Here is a 19,036-nt window from a genome sequence, read left to right as displayed (position 1 = left end):
TACCTGTTCCCGTTCTTTGGGTATGATCTCAGCTCGTTATTTAGAGCACCCCTTTGAGACAGTGCAAAACTACTTATAAAAAGTGAATTACAAATTATGAATTGTAATAAATTTTAAAAATCGGGTTTGCGACGGTTTTTTTTCACTTCGGAAGCGCTCTTTTTATCCTTTATTCGTTTGCGAATGACACCTTTAGGAATCTTGGTAGGTTTTCGTTCTTTGGGTACAATCAGTGCTTTTTTTACCAATTCAAAGAATCGTTTTGTTACCAATTCCTTATTCCGAAGCTGACTTCGGTCTTCGTCACAACTTAAATTTAAAATCCCATCAGCCGTTAAACGTGTTTGCAATTGCGTCGCGACCAACTGCTTTTGTTCTTCGTTCAAGCCTTGCGTATTTTTCAAATCAAAACTCAGCACAACTTTTGAAGATACTTTGTTCACATTTTGACCGCCAGCTCCACTACTCCTTACAGCCTTATATTGTATCTCTGATTGTAATTGTGTTTTATCCATTTTTAGAAATGAGTCAACATTAGTTATACGATTGATGCGTTGGCTTTAACAAATCGTTTACCGTTTTCACAGGATTAAAAGTAACCAACGGCACTTGTACAAAAATAGTCAACCAATCGGCCATGGCGCCATTCCATAAACCAGGTAGTTCATATCCTTTAATAGGCTGACCTGCGCTATTTTTTTCAACTATAAATCCACTATTGCAGTCAACATAGTCAGGTAAATTAAATTTTTGATTCATATAATCTTTTAAACCGCAAACCAAATCTACTGGATTAAAATGAGTGGCTGCTTGCAGAATCTCTTTTTGTTGTGAATCGTTAATATCTACTTGAGAACTCTCTACAATTTGCAGCGAAACGGAGCCATTTTGTTGTCGAACCCAGAAAGGACCTCCACCAGGCTCTCCTTCATTTTTCACCATTCCACATACTCGAATTGGTCTGTTTAAAATAGCGTGCAAAGTCGCCACTTTATATTTTTGTGTTCCCGTTTGAAAATCATCTGAAAGTATTATATGAAATTTATCTTTCAAGAAAACAACAATCTGATTGATGTACGTGGAAGGTACATTTGCGGCATCCAAGCCTTGTAAATAATTAAAAACTTGTTTTTGCAAAGCAATTAAAATTCCTCCTAATGCTCTTTTATACAATGCCACCTTATCGAGATCGTTTTGAACTACGTTGTCTATATTTTTAATAAAAACAATATCTGCCTCAATTTGATTCAAGTTCTCAATTAAAGCGCCATGTCCTCCTGGTCGAAATAAGAGCTGACCAGCAGCATCCCTAAACGGATGATTATTTGGAGTAACGGCAATGGTATCTGTACTTTGATTCTGGTAAGAGTATGTTATATCGATAGTGACATTATTGTTCTCTTGAACATTGGCCAAATCGCTTAAAACCACTTGCTCAAAGTACGCTTGATGAGACTGCGAAACCGTGAAATGTAAATTAGATTTCTCTTGTGCGGTAGCGTATTGTACACATTCTAGCAAATGCTCAGCTACCGGAGTTGCAAAGCGAGTGGCGTATTTGTGAAAAGGTAAAACCCCTTTTGGTTTATTTGCAAAATTAAAATAAGTAGGAGATAAAAGTACCTTTATGAAGTAATAATTCTTAAGGTTACGATCAAGACTATCAAAATTTTCGAATTCTTTTTTTAATGTTTCATATACCATTTCAAAAAATGGAAATTTATCCATTCCTACAATAAAAATAGACAATTCACTAGCTTTCTTTCGATTGATGTAAGCATTTATTGATTCGTTTTCAATATCAAAATCATTTAGAAATTCGGTTAGAAATTTAAACATCCTACTAGCTGCTCCTGAGGCGGGTACAAACTTAGAAAGTTTAAATTCGTCTTTGTGCGCATCAAAAAATGAGGCATGCATTTGGAAGTCTGTCTCAGATAATTTCAAAATACCATCCGATAATTTTGCCGGACGTAAAAGTTTTGCTGGTGCTATTCCATTTTTAAAAAAATGCAACTGCTGTTCAATATTCTTAACCGCAATTCCGTGTTCTTTTATCTGTAAAAAATCGCCGGTCGAAAAGCCTAATTTGTTGGCCAAAACCAATTCATCTATAATTGTAACGGCTGTCTTAAAACGCGTTTCTTGATCTCCACTAAGAGTTAGAAAAGGTTTATTATGATCAATTAGCGCCTGCTTGAACTCAGTAAAAATGGCCTCTCTCCCTTGCGGAGTATCTCGGATATCATCTTTTTCCCAAGGTACATCAATAGACGTTAAAAAAAACAAATCATACTCATGCGAAACTGCTGCCTCTTGTAAAGCATCTGGGCAAGTACCATAATACAAATCGGAGAAAACCTTGGTAACCATTAAATTGGTATCACAAAATAGTAGCTCTTTTGCTTTTAAAACACTTTTGTTTTCAAGTTGCATTTGTCCTTCAGCAATAGGCAACATATCCTCTAGTGTGCACAATTGCTGATTCGAATCCCATTTTTGTTGCAAATAATCACGAGCAAATTCGGGCACCCACTCTGTTTGATAGTGTGCCGCAAGTTGCTTGGCTAATGTTGTTTTACCGGTACTTTCAGGACCAAATAAGGTTATTTTTACTACTCTGTTTTCGCCACTAGAGCGCTGTTTGAGATTTTCTTCCATTCTAAATAGCCAAATATGGCAACTATTGTAAATACTACATATTGAAAACTGGTAAAAGTATACCCTTTAAAAAAATACAAAGGAATCGAAATGACATCTCCGATGATCCAAAATATCCAGTTTTCTACTTTTCGCTTGGCCATAAGCCACATTCCTACAAAGAAAATTCCAGTTATAAATGTGTCTACGTAAGCGTACCAAGTAGTGAATTTATCAAAAAGATGGTACACCGCCACAACAAATGCGACCGTAAATATAAAAAGAAATATGGCAATTCGTTTTTCTGCTGAAGAAATTGTAGCAATAGGGAACGCCACTTCATCTCCTTTTTTGCGGGTCCAATGATACCAGCCGTAAATACTCATTATAAAATAGTAACCATTGATCATCATATCGCCCCACAAAACCCATTTCCAAAGTAGATAGACAAAAATCAAAGTGCTTACCAAACCTGTTGGAAAAACCCAGATATTGTCTTTTTTGGCACACCAAACGCTCAAAAGACCAAATATTACGGCAATAATTTCGAGGTACACATCTAATCTAGGATACGTGCTGTATTGCGCAAAAAAATAATCAAACATAGGAAGTTTAGTTAAAAAAATTAATATCGTTTTCAAATGCGGTACCTATAACCACTAGGTCTGCGCCAGCGTCGTGAGCAAGTTGAATTCCTTGTAAATCTTTAATTCCGCCGCCTACAATTAGCGGAATTTTAATATTTTGTGCAACGGCAGTAATCACATTTATTGGCACCGCTTGCTTAGCGCCGCTACCTGCTTCAAGATAAATTAATTGATGACCCAACATTTCACCCGCTAATGCAGTGGCCACAACCAAATCAATGTTGGAGCGATCTAGCGGTTTTGTTTTACTTACACGTTCTACCGCAGTTTGTGTACCACTTTCAATCAGTAAATAGCCAGTCGAAATAATTTCTAGTTGTGTTCTTTTTAAAATAGGCGCAGCCTGAACTTGATGAGCAATTAAATAATCAGGGTTTCTGCCTGAGATTAATGATAGGAACAAAATCCCATCAGCCTTATCCGAAATTTGCGAGGGATTGCCTGGAAAAAGAACCACTGGCAAAGCGCAATCTCTTTTTAAAGTAATTATCAATTCGTCCAGAATGTTGGAAGTAACTAGGCTTCCGCCAATGAATAAATGTGTTGCTGGCGATTGATTGATTTTTGGAATCAAAACACTCAGTAGCGCTAAAGTAATCTTATCAGGATCAAGCAAAATAGCCAACAACTTGCTACCCTTTTCTTTTGCTTTTAAAATCTCACTGTAAATAGTTTTCATGCAGATATCAACATTAAATGTTTTGAATGCGATTTTGTTCAAAAGCATAAACCAAACTAAAGTTTTCAATTTCTTGAAAGTACAAGTCATAGTTTTGCGGCACTGCGTCAAATAATAATTGAGCGTTGGCGTATTGATCATTCAAATCGAATTGCTGTATGCGAATGTGATTTTTGAAACTGATCCCTTTTTCGTTTCTGATTTTAAAGATGACCTCTTTTGCACCCCAAATAACGGTTAATTTCGGAATGTAATCTTGGCTTTGTTCAACGAGGAAAGTTAGTTCAGCATCACAAAATTTAGAAGCGATACTTTTTATTTTTTCGCGCTGCAGTTCGATATCAATACCTACTTTTTGATCGCTAATAATAATAGCAGCAAATTCATGCGAATGTGTAATCGAAATATGCTGACCATCCTGCAAGTGCGGTTTTCCGAAAATGTCGTAGTACAAATCAAAATCAGTGAAATCCGCCTCCTGAAGCAACATACGTACACTTAAAAAAGCACGTTGGTGCAACTCTGACTTCATAGACTCTAACCGAGCTTGGCTTTCAGGTCTTAATTGAATTTGGCTTTGCAAGTCTGTAAGCGACTCCGTGACTTTCCAAATAAGCATTCGAGTACCCAATTGCGGGCGTGTATCTTGAAATAAAGGCATGTTGTTAACTTGATTTTTAGCCCCGATTGCAACGGAAATCCTTTTTTATCCGCTTCTTTAGCGGGAAAAAAGATTGCAGTGAAAAGCGGGAAATAGCTCCTAAAAACGAAAATAAACGCTAGAAAACTTTTTATTTTATTGATTTTTAAAAGTTTACACCGCTAAACATTTCATAAATAGAAGTGAATGTTTTTATAATCCTAAGATATTGTGTAATTTTGCAAAAAATTAGCCCGCATTTGGCAGGCCAACAGTCAAAATAATTACAAATATACAATAAATGAGTACAGCAACTATGCCATACGTGGCTTTCAAGGTTAAAGACATTTCCCTTGCAGCTTGGGGACGAAAAGAAATTGAATTAGCTGAAGCTGAGATGCCAGGTTTAATGGCACTTAGAGCAGAATACAAAGACGAACAACCTTTGAAAGGCGCTCGTATTGCAGGATGCTTGCACATGACGATTCAAACTGCAGTTTTGATCGAAACATTGATCGCTCTTGGAGCTGAGGTAACTTGGTCTTCTTGTAACATTTTCTCTACTCAAGATCAAGCTGCTGCTGCTATTGCTGCTGCCGGAATTCAAGTTTACGCTTGGAAAGGTTTGAACGAAGAAGATTTTGACTGGTGTATTGAGCAAACTTTGTTCTTTGGAGAAGACAGACAGCCATTAAACATGATTCTTGATGACGGTGGAGATTTAACAAACATGGTTATTGACCGTTACCCACATTTAGTTGCTGGTATCAAAGGTTTATCTGAAGAGACTACAACTGGTGTTCACAGATTGTACGAAAGAGTTAAAGCGGGAACATTACCAATGCCTGCTATTAACGTAAACGACTCGGTTACTAAATCTAAATTTGACAACAAATACGGTTGTAAAGAATCTGCAGTTGATGCAGTTCGTCGTGCAACTGATATCATGTTGGCAGGTAAAAGAGTAGTTGTTTGTGGATACGGTGACGTAGGAAAAGGAACTGCTGCTTCATTTAGAGGTGCTGGATCTATTGTAACTGTTACTGAAATTGACCCAATTTGTGCTTTACAAGCTGCAATGGACGGTTTTGAAGTTAAAAAATTAGACACAGTAATTGCTACTGCTGATATCATTATCACAACAACAGGTAACAAAGACATCGTTTTAGGTTCTCACTTCGAGAAAATGAAAGATAAAACTATCGTTTGTAACATCGGACACTTTGATAACGAAATTGACATGGCTTGGTTAAACAAAAACCACGGTGCTTCAAAAATCGAAATCAAACCACAAGTTGACAAATATACCATTGCTGGTAACGACATTATCGTTCTTGCTGAAGGTCGTTTGGTAAACTTAGGTTGTGCTACAGGTCACCCAAGTTTTGTAATGAGTAACTCATTTACAAACCAAACTTTAGCTCAAATCGAATTATGGAAAAACAGTGCTGCTTACAACAACGAAGTGTACATGTTACCAAAACACCTTGATGAAAAAGTAGCTATGCTACACCTTGCTAAATTAGGAGTAGAACTTGAAACTTTACGTCAAGATCAAGCAGAATATATTGGTGTTGAAGTAGCCGGACCATTCAAACCAGAGTACTACAGATACTAAAAATTGGTTCGTAGTCCTGAGTAACTAGCTAAATTAAAATAAAAAAACCCTTGCAGCAATGCGAGGGTTTTTTGTTTTTGAGCATTGACCCTCCGTAAAAACTGCGGGTCGGGCTTTTCGCTGTATCTTTTATTGCGCTGCACTCCATAAAAGGATGCCGCTGCTATAACTCATGCGAAACTGTTTTCAAAAAAGCTTCTAACCTTAAAAAGGCTAGAAGCTTTAAAAATTACTCTAATAAATTTCGTTTAATCTAAATTGATGCTCATCACATTGCATCAATGTCCAGAACTATATTTTGACAAAAGTTAAAAATAAAATTTATTTATATATTTTTGGCGACACAAGATAAGCCAAATGAAACTAACAATAATTACCTTGCTATTACTGCTATCTGCGGCGGTTTACGCTCAAACACCTACATTACCTTTGATGTACCCGAGAGAAGAAAAATATGCAAAAATCCCGCAATTAGAAACGGTAAAACCAAAATCCTTTTCTCAAAAACAACTTGAAAACAATAGAATAATTGCTCAAGAAAAAAAACTAGTTAAGCTAGCTGCTAAAAGATGGGAAATAGACGAAGAGTTAAAAAGCAATTTGGAACAATTAAAATTATTAGAAACTAACGATAAAAGCCCCAAACATAAATTTTATAAAAGAAAGGTAGATCAACTCCAAAAAGAGCTAGCACATGCAATACTCAAAGTTGAATATAGCACCAAAAAATTAAAAGAATTAGAAGCAGCTGCAGAAGACAACAAATATAAAATCTACGAGAATTGATTTCTTTTTAGATTCAGATAAACAAATCATCTGGACATAAAGAATGAATAGCATTTTTAAATTGTTCTAGATTTTAAATATCATAATAAAACAAAAAAACCCATTTCTTTCGAAATGGGTTTTTTAATGACTTGAGAAAATCAATTATGCTTCAACTTCAAATGGAAGGATAGAAACATAAGATTTGTTATCTCTTTTCTTTTGGAATAAAACAACTCCATCTACTCTTGCGTGTAGTGTGTGATCTTTACTGATGTAAACATTAGCACCTGGATTATGTTTTGAACCTCTTTGTCTTACGATGATGTTCCCAGCAATAGCAGCCTGACCACCAAAAATCTTAACGCCTAAACGTTTTGATTCTGATTCTCTACCATTCTTCGAACTACCGACACCTTTCTTGTGAGCCATGACGTATTAGTTTTATTTTGTTATTATTCTTGAGTATCTTCTTTTTTAGCTTTAGCCGCTTTTTTCTTAGGAGCCTCTACTTCTTCTGTAGTTGCCTCAGCTGCTGCTTTTTTAGGAGCTGCTTTTTTAGCACCAACACCAGTAATACCTTCAATTACAATTTGAGTAAGATATTGTCTGTGACCGTTTCTCTTTTTGTATCCTTTTCTTCTTTTCTTTTTGAAAACGATAACTTTATCTCCTTTTAAGTGTTGTAACACTTTAGCTTCTACTGAAGCACCTTCTATAGCTGGGGCGCCTAAAGTGATTGCTCCGTTGTCATCTACTAAAAGAACTTTGTCAAAAGTAACTTTTGAACCTTCTTCGTTAGACAAACGGTTTACATAAACCTTTAAGTCTTTGCTTACTTTAAATTGTTGCCCTGCTATCTCTACGATTGCATACATACTGAATTGTTTTAATAATTTTTAAGGTTGCAAATATACAATTATATTTTTAATCTGCAATTACAACTATAAAATTTATTCAAAACCTATAAAACCTTGATTTTCTTGATATTTATCAACCTCAACCCAAACAGTTGTTAAAGTTTAAATTATATTAATTTCGACTGTAACAAAACCCATCATAGTATTACAAATTACCATACTTAACAAAATTATTAACCTTATGAAAAATTCATTAATGGCTTTAGGTGCTTTATTTATGCTAGGAGGAGTAGCTTCTGCACAAAAAGTAGCTTTTGAGGAATACAAACTTGACAATGGCTTACACGTCATTTTACACAATGACCCATCGGCTCCAACTGTAATTACCTCTGTAATGTACCATGTAGGTGCCAAAGACGAAAATCCAGAAAGAACTGGTTTTGCACACTTTTTCGAACACTTATTATTTGAAGGAACAGAGAATATAAAACGTGGTGAATGGTTTAAAATCGTAACCGGTAATGGTGGTGTGAACAATGCCAACACTACTGACGATAGAACCTATTATTACGAAGTATTTCCATCAAATAACCTAGAACTAGGATTATGGATGGAAGCAGAAAGAATGCTACACCCGGTAATTAACCAAATTGGAGTTGACACTCAAAATGAAGTAGTTAAAGAAGAAAAAAGATTGCGTGTTGACAATCAACCTTACGGGAATTTCTTAGCCGAAGTAAAAAAGAACATCTTTAAAAAACACCCTTACCGTTGGGCAACTATTGGTTCAATGGATCACCTTGACGCCGCTACTTTAGAAGAATTTCAAGCATTCAACAAGAAATTCTATGTGCCAAATAACGCTGTTCTTGTTGTAGCAGGTGATTTTAAACCAGAGCAAGCCAAAGAATGGATTCAAAAATATTTTGGACCAATTAAAAAAGGAGCTGCAGTTAAGAGAGAAACTTTTGTAGAGGAACCAATTACACAAACAATTAAAGCTACATTTGAAGATCCTAATATTCAAATTCCAGCAATCGTAGCAGCCTACAGAACGCCATCAATGAAAACCAGAGATGCTAGAGTTTTGGATATGATTTCTTCTCTTTTAAGCGATGGAAAAAGCTCAAGATTGTACAAAAAAATTGTTGACGACAAGAAAATGGCATTGCAAATTGGTGCTTTTAGCAACAACCAAGAGGACTACGGAAGCTACATCATTTACGGCTTGCCGCAGGCTCCTAACACAGCTGAAGGTATTTTAGCTGAAATTGATGCTGAAATTGCGAAACTTCAAACTGAATTATTATCAGAAAACGATTTGCAAAAATTACAAAACAAATTTGAGAATCAATACGTAAACAGCAACTCAACCATCGACGGTATTGCTGACAACTTAGCAACTTACCATTTATTGTACGGAGATATTAACCTAATCAATACTGAAATCGACATTTACCGTTCTATAACTCGTGAAGAGATTAGAGAAGTTGCTAAAAAATATTTAAATCCAAACCAAAGATTAGTTTTGGATTATGTGCCATCTAAAGACAAAGCTCAAAAATAAGATATCTCATCATGAAAAAATCAATATTAATTATATCCAGCTTGTTCTTAACAGTTATTATGCAAGGACAGATCATACCCCAGCCAAAACCAGGAGCAGCTCCAACTATAAAAATTGGAAAACCAGTTACTTTTGAATTAAAAAACGGTTTAAAAGTACTTGTGGTTGAAAATCATAAACTTCCACGTGTATCTTTTAGTCTTACTCTAGACAACGATCCGTATACTGAAGGTGACAAAAAAGGAGTATCTGATATGACTAGCAGCCTTATGGGAAGCGGTACTACCAAAATCTCTAAAACTGCCTTCAATGAAGAGGTAGATTTTTTAGGAGCTAACATCAATTTTAGTTCTAACGGAGCCTCTGCAAGTTCACTATCTAAATACGCAGGTCGTGTTTTAGAATTAATGGCAGACGGTGCTTTGAATCCTAAATTCACGCAAGAAGAATTCGATAAAGAAAAAGCTAAATTAATTGAAGGCTTAAAGTCGAATGAAAAAAGTGTTTCAGCTGTTTCAGCGCGTGTGGTTGATGTTTTAACATACGGAAAAAACCATCCTGCAGGAGAATATGTAAGCGAAGCTACATTGAAAAATGTAACGCTTGCTGACGTACAAGCTAACTATAGTACTTATTTTGTACCAAGCAATGCTTACCTTATTATAGTAGGTGATGTAAAAGTGACTGAAACTAAGAAAATGGTCGAAAAATTCTTTGGTTCTTGGAAAAAAGCTGCTGCACCATCTCTTGCCTTTGCTGATCCAAAAGATGTGACAAAAACACAAATTAACTTTGTAGACATGCCTAACGCAGTCCAGTCAGAAGTTAATGTGGTAAACATGTCTAATTTAAAAATGACTGATCCAGATTATTTTGCAGTTTTAATTGCGAATCAAATCCTAGGTGGTGACTTTAATAGCTACATCAACATGAACTTAAGAGAAGCTCACGGATGGACTTACGGTGCGCGCACTGGAATTTACGGCGACAAAAGAATCTCTACTTTTAGCGCTTCGACTCAAGTACGTAACGCAGTAACTGACAGTACCGTTGTTGAAATTTTCAAAGAATACAAAAAAATCAGAACCGAAAAAGTTACCGATGAAATGTTGGCTAATGTAAAAGCAGGTTATATAGGTCGTTTTGTAATGCAAATTGAAAAACCACAAACCGTTGCTGGGTACGCATTGAGAACAAAAACACAAGGTTTGCCAGCTGATTTTTACGAGAACTACATCAAAAACATCAGTGCTGTAACTGCAGATGATGTAATGAGAGTTGCTAACAAATACTTCTTAGCTGACAACAGCCGTATTATCATTGTTGGAAAAGCAGCTGATGTGGTTTCTGGATTAGAAAAACTAAAATACCCTATTTACTATTTTGACAAATACGGTAATCCTACTTCAAAACCAGAAATGAAAAAAGCGGTGCCAGCAGGTGTTACTGCAAAAACAGTTCTTGACAATTACATTAAAGCTATTGGTGGCGAAAAAGCAGCAACGGCTGTAAAAACAGTTACGATGATAGGTTCTACAACAATTCCACAAGCACCATCACCATTGAGTTTTACCTCAAAATCTGATGTAAAAGGAAAAATCATGGTAGAGTTAGCAATGGGAACTATGAGTTTAATGAAACAAGTAGTAAACGAAAAAGGTGGCTACGTAATGCAACAAGGACAGCGTCAGAACATTGAAGGAGCTGCACTTGCTGAAATGAGAGCAGTTGCTATGCCAATACCAGAATTATCACTTGCTAAACAACAAGATCTAAAATTAGAATCTATCGAAATCATCAACGGAAAAGAAGCTTACGCTGTGAAAAACGGAAAAACTACTTTGTATTTTGATGTATCTTCAGGTCTTAAAATTGCTGAATCTATTTTAATGGAACAAGGCGGAAAAAGTATGACCAAAACAACTAACTATTCGGATTACAGAGATGTAAAAGGAGTAAAACTTCCGTTTAACATTATTCAAAATGTTGGTTTTGATTTAGATATTAAATTATCTGAAGTAAAAGTAAACGAAGGTGTAACTGATGCTGATTTTCAATAATCAAAACACCATATAATACAAAAGGCTGTCTAGAACTAGGCAGCCTTTTTTGCTTCTGATAATTACCAGATAAGCGCTACTTCGATATTATTTGGTAGCAAATTTTCTTCAAACGAAACTCACTAAACTAGTGAAAACGTTAACTTAAAACTAAATACTTTCGTGAAAAATTATGACAACGCATTTATTTCTTAGCTGATAAATACACACCGATCAATACAATGAAAGCACCTAAAAACTGAACAGGAGTTAGCATTTCTTGATCTAGTAAACCCCAACAAAATGCCACCACCGGGATTAAATACGTTACTGATGTTGCAAATACTGGCGATGACATTTGAATCAGTTTAAAAAATAAAATATTAGCAATACCAGTTCCTACTACTCCCAATACTATGATATAAAGTACTGATTGCTGCACTTGTTCTTGCTGCACCACATCAAAAAAACCAGAGGCAAACAAAACCGCCAAAGCAGGCAGACTTAAAACTATAAAATTACCCGTGGTTATGCTCAGCGGACTCAAATCATGCAAATACTTTTTGATTAAATTGACATTTAAGGCATAACAAATAGAGGCAATTAAAACTAAAATAGCATACCAGTAATTTTGCTCTGGATGATGCATAGCACCATTTAAAATAAGCAAAGCGCTTCCTGCTAAACCAATAACAATCCCTATAATTTGCGTTCGCTTAAAATGCAAACCAAAAAAAACGGCTCCTAAGATTAAAGTATTGAGCGGCGTTAAAGAATTTAAAATGGAACTAACCGAGCTATCTATTTCGGTTTGCGCAATTGCAAATAAATAAGCCGGAATAAATGTTCCAAACAAAGAGGTTAACGCAATGTATTTCCATTTGAAACTAGGAATTTTAGAAATGCTTTTAAAACCTATCAGCACCAAAAATAGCGCTGCAAACAAAATACGCAAAGACCCTAATTGCAGTGGCGTGAGACCAACGAGACCTTTTTTTATCAAAATAAACGAACTTCCCCACACAAGGGCCAATACCGTTAAGTAAACCCATTTTAATTGCTTTGCTTCCATACTTGTAATTTGGGTTCAAAATTGTAATTATTTTATGAATTAGCACTGCTTTTTTTAGTTAATTTTGCATAGAATTTAATTCGAATTTCCTTTAAAAACATACACATTATGAAACTACTAAAAGCAATACTCGTTCTAACACTAGCAAGTACTTTATTGGTAGCTTGCAAAGAAAATACCAGAGAAAAAACAAAAGCAGAGCTTGCCTTGACCGCAGCACCACAAGCAAAAAAACCAATTGCTGCCGCTAATTTAAAAACCGCAACTTTTGCTGTGGAAGGTATGACTTGCGCTGTAGGTTGTGCTAAAACAATTCAAGAAGAACTAACCGAATTAGAGGGAGTATCAAAAGCTACCGTAGACTTTGACACCAAACTAGCTACAGTGGTTTATGACAAAACTGCACAATCGCCAGCTAAACTAACTCAAACAGTTGAGGCTGTTGCCGATGGTAAAACATACAAGGTTTCGAATATGAAATCGTAAATTGATTTTTCATTAAACAAAAAAAAAGCATTCTCTTACCGGGAATGCTTTTTTTTTTGGGAATTTCAGAACAATGGAATTACTTCCACTTCATTGTTTCCATTAAGCGCTGCATGTCGTTTTTAATGTAACTAGCCGCAGGCATAATAGAATCGAAATTAGGTTTTGCATAAAAATAAACAGAACCAGTTACAAAATGACGTGTACTATCTGTTGCATAAAACTGCGAATTGGTTGCCGCATTACCATTCACTTGATAAAACATGCCGTACACTTTTTTATCAGTGTTTAAATACGGCTGCTCCAAAATATCATCTGCCTTGATCACGTGCTTATACGTCAATGTTTGTGCTTCGCGTAGCAAATTATTGATGTTTTTATTGACTGGCTGGTAGGTCAAAAAAATAGTCGCCTTCATTTTAGGATACGTAATACTCAAACCACAGTCTTTATCTTTTTTTATAACGGCATCTTCATTCATTTCGAAAACAAATGGACATTCATTTTCAAAATTAACGTACTTGGCCTCTGGATAATCCAATCGCAAATAGCTCTTTGGTTTTGGTAAAATTTCGTCTTTGCAGGACATAACACTTATTGCACTAACCAATAAAACCGCAAAAACAGGTATCTTTTTTAACATCTTAGCTTTCATTTTAAAACTGCACTGCAAAACTAGTTTATAATTACAAAATCGTTACTTTAATTTGTTTTATTCTTTTGGAGTCGACTGCCTCAATGGTAAACTGACAATTTTCAAAAACCAATTTTTGATTTTTTTTAGGAAAACCACCTTCTATTTCTAATATAAATCCCGCTAATGTTTCAGCTTCACCTTTGTTAGCCTCAAACAATTCGTAATCAACAGGAACGATACGATAAAAATCCTTTAGATTTATCTTCCCTTCAAAAAGGAAATTCTTACTGTCAATTTGCGAATAATTGATTTTATCATCATCAAACTCATCGCTAATATCACCCACAATTTCTTCTATTACATCTTCTAACGAAACCAATCCTGAAGTTCCTCCGTATTCATCAACCACAATAGCCAAGTGACTTTTCATACCTTGAAAATCTTTCAGTAAATCATCGAGCTTTTTATTTTCAGGTATAAAAAAGGGCTCGCGTAAAAGTAATTTCCAATCAAAATCAAGTGTATGAATGTAAGGCAACAAATCTTTTACAAACAAAACGCCAACAATTTGATCAATATTGTCCTTATAAACAGGAATCCTTGAATATCCTTTTTCGATTATTTGCGGATAAATGGTTGCAAACGAATCTGAAATTTCGATTGCAAAAATATCAATTCTCGGGCTCATTACCTGCCTTGTATCGGTATTTCCAAAACTTACTATTCCTTCTAATATTTTTTGCTCTTCGCTTGAGGTAGCATCTTCGGCTGTTAACTCCAGTGCTTGCGAGAGTTGATCAACGGATAAATTAGTTTTTTGTTTGGTAAACTTATGGTGCAAATACAATGTCAACTTTCGCATCGGAGCGCTTATTGGCGATAGTAACACATCTAACCAATAAACAGGCAGTATTAACTTCTTTACAAAAAAATAGTTGTTTCGGCTGGCGAGTACTTTGGGCAATACATCTGCAAAAAACAACAACACTACAATCAAAAAAACGATTCCAAGAATTTTAACAACAGAAGAATTTTCAGAAAAAATAAAACTCATTTTAAGCTCTTGCAAAAAGAGGATTATGATTGCCAAATAGAAAGTTTTGTTAGCAATAGTTAAACTTGCTCTCAGTTTATTGGGTTTGCTGAGTAAACGACTCAACTTTTTTTCAATTGAAGGAGAAACCTGAAACAGTGCTATATCTTTTGCCGAAAGCGAAAAAAAAGCTACTTCGGCCGCAGCTACAACAGCCGCACAAAATACTAGTATAAAAATAAATAGACCTACCAATAGCTGGCTAGTAGGCGCAAAAGTAAAAAAAAGTAAACTGGGCTCTGGGTCCAAATCAAAGGGTGTTAGTTAAACAATCAAAATGGCAAATCATTGATCGGCAATGTGCGTGGTGTATCGCTTTCAAAATTACTATTTTTTGAGGTATCAGTACTAGTAACCGATTTGCTGTTTTCAGTATCTTTTTTGGTTGACAAAAAGGTAAATTCGGTTACTTGAATTTCGTTAGCAAACTTTGTACTTCCGTCCTCAGCTTGCCATTGACGTGATTTTATTCTGCCTTCCACATAAATTTTATCTCCTTTAGACAAATACTTTTCACAAAGTTCAGCGGCTTTATTGCGTACTACCAAATTATGCCATTCGGTAGAAGTGATTTTTTCATTAGTCGTTTTATTGATATACACTTCATGAGTGGCCAACTGAAAGCGACCAATACAGTTGCCACCATCAAAATAGTGCATCTTTATGGCATCGCCAAGATAACCTATGAGCATGACTTTATTTAAGGTTCCGTTCATTTTAATTTGTGGTATTTACCAAAGGTACATTTTTTTGGAAATTCTAAAGTTCCTTTTCAATAAAATTATGAATGACAATAGGAAAAGGAAAAGCGCGCAAAGTTTCGATATCGATAGCTGATTCTAAGGTTTCGGAAACTTGTACTTTCCAAAATTTAATATGCAAATGTTGGTGAGATAATTTATGTACGATACTTTTAGCATTGTACTCATATATAATAGGATTTGATTTCGCATTGCCATACTCCTCCTGAACTTGCTCATTAACGTGGTACCAATCCTCTTCTTTATCGGTTTCATAAACAGGGAACTCATATAAATTATGCCAAATTCCTTTATCAGTTCGTTTTTGAACCAAAGTATTACCTTGAAGGTCCTCAAAAACCAAATAATTAAAATAGCGATTTCGTACTTTGAGCTTTTTTGACTTAACAGGAAGTTGATCCACTTTCTTTTTCTGCAAAGCGACGCAACTATTATTAAAAACACAATTAGCACAATCCGGATTTTTAGGTACGCATTGCAAGGCTCCAAACTCCATAATGGCTTGGTTAAAAATTGCGGGGTCATCCTTAGGCATTAACTCGGACGCAAGTGCTGCAAATTCTTTTTTGGCAGCAGCCTGAGCAATATCAGTCTCCACATCAAAATAACGGGATAGCACCCGAAACACATTCCCATCCACCACAGGAACGGCTTCATTGTAAGCAAATGAGGCAATAGCAGCAGCGGTGTACTCGCCCACTCCTTTTAATAGCAACAACTGTTTGTACGTTCCCGGAAAAACACCTGACAACTCTTGGGCAATGTATTGCGCCGTTTTATGCAAGTTACGTGCTCTAGAATAATACCCTAATCCCTGCCATAGCTTTAAAACTTGCTCTTCATTGGCTTGTGCGAGGTCAAAAACGGTTGGAAATGCAGTGGTAAACGACAAAAAATACGGCAAACCTTGCGCTACACGCGTTTGTTGCAACATAATTTCAGAGAGCCAAATAGCGTAGGGATTTGATGTATGACGCCATGGTAAATCACGTTTATTTTGTAAGTACCAATTTATCAGTGTTTTAGAAAAAACCATTAATTAATTATTTGTTAGCAAAAGTAAAAGTTTATGTAATTAAAATTTAATGAATTAGCTTGAATAATTGTTTTTTAAATTCCTATATTTGCAAACTCAAAAAAATAGTACAACATTATAAATAGGAAAGAAAATGACGAAAGCAGATATCGTAGCGAAAATTTCAGAAAAATTAGGTCTTGAAAAAGGAGATGTTCAGGCAACTGTGGAGACTTTCATGAATGAAGTGAAAAATTCATTAGAAACTGGAGACAATGTTTATTTAAGAGGTTTTGGAAGTTTTATAGTGAAGACTAGAGCTGAGAAAACAGGTAGAAATATCTCTAAAAATACAACTATAAAAATTCCTGCACACAATATTCCTGCTTTCAAACCAGCTAAAGTATTTGTAGAAGGTGTAAAAACGAACAACGAAGCAAAATAATAATATTAATCATAAAATCGACAAGACATGCCAAGTGGTAAAAAAAGAAAGAGACATAAGGTAGCAACGCACAAACGTAAAAAAAGAGCGAGAGCTAACCGTCACAAGAAGAAAAAGTAGTTTTAAACTACTTTTTTCTTTTTAAACGTTCATTGAAATTGAAAATCCAGCCAGCAGTATGCAGTCTCAGTAAGCAGTTCAACTGTGAACTTAAATTGAAAATCGCTTGCTAATTTTCCCCGGGTACAATACCTGTAAAATTATTGTTTAATCCATCCCTATTATTGATTTAGGAATTAGGATTTTTAGATTTAGGATTGCAAAATCCCAAATCCCAAATCCCAAATCCCTGATTGAGAATTCGGATAAAAATTTACAAATGAATAAAGAATTAATCATTAGATCTAGTTCTGAAGCTGTAGATTTTGCCTTATTAAAAGATGGAAAACTAATTGAATTACACAAAGAAGAAGAAAAAAGCAATTTCCAAGTTGGTGATATTTTTATTGCCAAAATCAGGAAACCAGTTGCCGGACTTAACGCTGCTTTTGTAAATGTAGGCTTCGAAAAAGATGCCTTTTTACACTATCATGACTTAGGACCTAATCTTGCTTCTCAACTGAAATTCATAAAACTTGTAAGCGCAGGTAAATTAAAAGATTTCTCCCTAAAAAACTTTCAGTTTGAAAAAGAGATTGATAAAGATGGCACCATTACTGATGTTTTGAATGCCAATCAATCTGTATTAGTACAAGTCGTCAAAGAGCCTATATCAACCAAAGGACCAAGAATTAGTGCTGAGCTATCTCTTGCAGGAAGATTTATAGTTTTGGTTCCGTTTTCTGACCGCGTTTCTATTTCTCAAAAAATAGAAGACAAAAAAGAAAAGGAACGCTTGAAACGATTAGTGCAATCCGTCAAACCAAAAGGATTTGGTGTTATTGTTCGCACAGTAGCCGAAGGCAAAAGCACAGTAGAATTAGAAAAAGATTTGCAGAACCTGCTAAGCAGATGGACTGCAATGTGTAAAAAATTACCAACTGCTCATCATCCGTCAAAAGTACTTGGAGAACTCAACAGAGCTTCATCAATACTTCGCGACGTGTTTAATGATACCTTTAGCGGTATTCAAATAGATGATGAAGAGTTGTACAACCAAACAAAGGATTACTTGCAAGAAATTGCACCATCCAAACAATCAATTGTAAAGTTCTATCAATCAAAAGACACACCTATTTTTGAGAAATACAACATAGAGCGACAAATCAAAACTTCATTTGGGAAAACAGTTTCCATGAGTAAAGGGGCTTACCTTATTATAGAACACACCGAAGCTTTGCACGTTATTGACGTAAACAGCGGAAACCGTTCTAACAAAGCCACCAACCAAGAAGATACTGCCATGGAAGTCAATATGATTGCCGCTGCCGAAATCGCTAGACAATTGCGTCTGCGAGATATGGGCGGTATCATTGTAGTTGATTTTATCGATATGTCAAATCCTGAAAATCGCAAAGTCTTGTTCGATTTCTTAAAAGAAGAAATGAGCGATGATAAAGCCAAGCACAAAATCTTACCTCCTAGTAAATTTGGATTAGTTCAAATTACACGGCAAAGAGTAAGACCAGAAGTTAATATTAAAACCAGAGAAGAAGATCCAAACAATGTAGTAGGCGAAATTGAAGCGCCAATTCAAATCATTGATAAAATTTCTTTTGATCTAGAAAGAGTATTAAAAAACCACAATCAAGTTGTTCTTAATGTACATCCGTTTGTGGCCGCATACCTTACCAAAGGTTTTCCATCATTGCGTTCAAGATGGTTTCTTGAGCACAAAAAATGGGTGAAAATTATACCTCGTGATGCTTACACGTACCTAGAATATCATTTTTATGACAAAAAAGAAAATGCTGTCATAGAATAAAACAAACTCCTCAAGAAATTGGGGAGTTTTTTTTTTGCTCTTTTTTTAGGAGCTTTCTCCAGCTATCCGCTATATTCCCGATCAAAAAAACTACGGCCGAAAAAGCCTTGTTTTTTAAAATCGGGAGATGCCGCTGCTATCTGGGCTA

Annotated in this window: 19 protein-coding genes; 7 read left to right on the top strand and 12 right to left on the bottom strand. The window is 35.5% G+C overall.

The features are described from left to right. Positions 1–113 precede the first annotated feature (113 nt). The 5 genes from arfB to G9Q29_RS02550 are packed head-to-tail and all read right to left on the bottom strand — an operon-like array spanning position 114 to position 4,627. The gene (arfB, locus tag G9Q29_RS02570) at positions 114–515 is read right to left on the bottom strand and encodes an alternative ribosome rescue aminoacyl-tRNA hydrolase ArfB (RefSeq protein ID WP_166132976.1); all 402 of its coding nucleotides are present in this window, start codon (positions 513–515) and stop codon (positions 114–116) included. A gap of 19 nt (positions 516–534) precedes the next feature. After that, complete coding sequence (locus G9Q29_RS02565; RefSeq protein ID WP_166132974.1) at positions 535–2,661, bottom strand: DUF4301 family protein; 2,127 nt, start codon at positions 2,659–2,661, stop codon at positions 535–537. Continuing rightward, a complete protein-coding gene (pnuC, locus tag G9Q29_RS02560) occupies positions 2,616–3,245 on the bottom strand; it encodes a nicotinamide riboside transporter PnuC (RefSeq protein WP_166132972.1) in 630 nt (209 codons plus the stop codon). Before pnuC ends, G9Q29_RS02565 begins: the two co-directional genes overlap by 46 nt. 7 nt (positions 3,246–3,252) lie before the next feature. Beyond that, positions 3,253–3,966: a geranylgeranylglyceryl/heptaprenylglyceryl phosphate synthase gene (locus G9Q29_RS02555; protein ID WP_166132970.1), complete on the bottom strand. Its 714-nt coding sequence runs from the start codon at positions 3,964–3,966 to the stop codon at positions 3,253–3,255. Between the two features lie 13 nt (positions 3,967–3,979). Further along, positions 3,980–4,627: a 4'-phosphopantetheinyl transferase family protein gene (locus G9Q29_RS02550; RefSeq protein WP_166132968.1), complete on the bottom strand. Its 648-nt coding sequence runs from the start codon at positions 4,625–4,627 to the stop codon at positions 3,980–3,982. A 280-nt stretch (positions 4,628–4,907) separates the two neighbouring features. Here G9Q29_RS02550 and ahcY point away from each other — a divergent pair, with 280 nt between their 5' ends. Then, complete coding sequence (gene ahcY, locus G9Q29_RS02545; RefSeq protein ID WP_166132966.1) at positions 4,908–6,224, top strand: adenosylhomocysteinase; 1,317 nt, start codon at positions 4,908–4,910, stop codon at positions 6,222–6,224. A gap of 357 nt (positions 6,225–6,581) precedes the next feature. Continuing rightward, positions 6,582–7,010, top strand: a complete 429-nt coding sequence (locus G9Q29_RS02540; RefSeq protein WP_166132964.1) for a hypothetical protein — start codon at positions 6,582–6,584, stop codon at positions 7,008–7,010. 144 nt (positions 7,011–7,154) lie between these two features. Here G9Q29_RS02540 and rpmA read toward each other — a convergent pair whose 3' ends face one another. Continuing rightward, positions 7,155–7,421 carry a 50S ribosomal protein L27 gene (gene rpmA / locus G9Q29_RS02535; RefSeq protein ID WP_166132962.1) on the bottom strand — a complete coding sequence of 89 codons (267 nt, stop codon included), beginning with the start codon at positions 7,419–7,421 and terminating at the stop codon, positions 7,155–7,157. 23 nt (positions 7,422–7,444) lie between these two features. Further along, the gene (gene rplU / locus G9Q29_RS02530; protein WP_166132960.1) at positions 7,445–7,867 is read right to left on the bottom strand and encodes a 50S ribosomal protein L21; all 423 of its coding nucleotides are present in this window, start codon (positions 7,865–7,867) and stop codon (positions 7,445–7,447) included. Between the two features lie 223 nt (positions 7,868–8,090). Here rplU and G9Q29_RS02525 point away from each other — a divergent pair, with 223 nt between their 5' ends. Both G9Q29_RS02525 and G9Q29_RS02520 read left to right on the top strand, forming a co-directional pair. Further along, positions 8,091–9,416 (top strand): M16 family metallopeptidase, encoded by a 1,326-nt coding sequence (locus G9Q29_RS02525; RefSeq protein ID WP_166132958.1) that lies wholly within the window; start codon positions 8,091–8,093, stop codon positions 9,414–9,416. A gap of 11 nt (positions 9,417–9,427) precedes the next feature. Beyond that, positions 9,428–11,476 (top strand): M16 family metallopeptidase, encoded by a 2,049-nt coding sequence (locus tag G9Q29_RS02520; RefSeq protein ID WP_225872873.1) that lies wholly within the window; start codon positions 9,428–9,430, stop codon positions 11,474–11,476. A 184-nt stretch (positions 11,477–11,660) separates the two neighbouring features. Here G9Q29_RS02520 and G9Q29_RS02515 read toward each other — a convergent pair whose 3' ends face one another. Further along, positions 11,661–12,527 (bottom strand): DMT family transporter, encoded by an 867-nt coding sequence (locus tag G9Q29_RS02515; protein WP_166132956.1) that lies wholly within the window; start codon positions 12,525–12,527, stop codon positions 11,661–11,663. Between the two features lie 108 nt (positions 12,528–12,635). On the opposite strand from G9Q29_RS02515, the gene G9Q29_RS02510 reads away from it, so the two are divergent. Then, a complete protein-coding gene (locus G9Q29_RS02510) occupies positions 12,636–13,013 on the top strand; it encodes a heavy-metal-associated domain-containing protein (RefSeq protein WP_166132954.1) in 378 nt (125 codons plus the stop codon). A 79-nt stretch (positions 13,014–13,092) separates the two neighbouring features. Here the strand turns inward: G9Q29_RS02510 and gldD are convergent, their stop codons facing one another. The 4 genes from gldD to mutY form a co-directional block, all read right to left on the bottom strand. Beyond that, on the bottom strand, positions 13,093–13,656 hold the full coding sequence (gene gldD, locus G9Q29_RS02505; RefSeq protein ID WP_166132952.1) for a gliding motility lipoprotein GldD: 564 nt from the start codon (positions 13,654–13,656) through the stop codon (positions 13,093–13,095). A gap of 43 nt (positions 13,657–13,699) precedes the next feature. Next, positions 13,700–14,938: a gliding motility-associated protein GldE gene (gene gldE / locus G9Q29_RS02500; RefSeq protein ID WP_449528475.1), complete on the bottom strand. Its 1,239-nt coding sequence runs from the start codon at positions 14,936–14,938 to the stop codon at positions 13,700–13,702. A gap of 77 nt (positions 14,939–15,015) precedes the next feature. Continuing rightward, the gene (locus tag G9Q29_RS02495; RefSeq protein ID WP_166132948.1) at positions 15,016–15,459 is read right to left on the bottom strand and encodes a single-stranded DNA-binding protein; all 444 of its coding nucleotides are present in this window, start codon (positions 15,457–15,459) and stop codon (positions 15,016–15,018) included. A gap of 43 nt (positions 15,460–15,502) precedes the next feature. After that, positions 15,503–16,540: an A/G-specific adenine glycosylase gene (gene mutY / locus G9Q29_RS02490; protein ID WP_166132946.1), complete on the bottom strand. Its 1,038-nt coding sequence runs from the start codon at positions 16,538–16,540 to the stop codon at positions 15,503–15,505. A gap of 133 nt (positions 16,541–16,673) precedes the next feature. Between mutY and G9Q29_RS02485 the strand changes: the two genes are divergently transcribed. Next, entirely contained in the window at positions 16,674–16,964 is a 291-nt protein-coding gene (locus tag G9Q29_RS02485; RefSeq protein WP_066080765.1) for an HU family DNA-binding protein, read from the top strand. A gap of 379 nt (positions 16,965–17,343) precedes the next feature. Beyond that, entirely contained in the window at positions 17,344–18,888 is a 1,545-nt protein-coding gene (locus G9Q29_RS02480; RefSeq protein WP_166132944.1) for an Rne/Rng family ribonuclease, read from the top strand. The last annotated feature ends 148 nt before the right edge of the window (positions 18,889–19,036 follow it).

The sequence above is a fragment of the Flavobacterium turcicum genome (genome assembly GCF_011365745.1).
Taxonomy (GTDB): Bacteria; Bacteroidota; Bacteroidia; order Flavobacteriales; family Flavobacteriaceae; genus Flavobacterium; species Flavobacterium turcicum.
The sequence above is the reverse complement of the archived record's forward strand: the minus strand, read 5'-3'. Positions and strand labels throughout refer to the sequence as shown.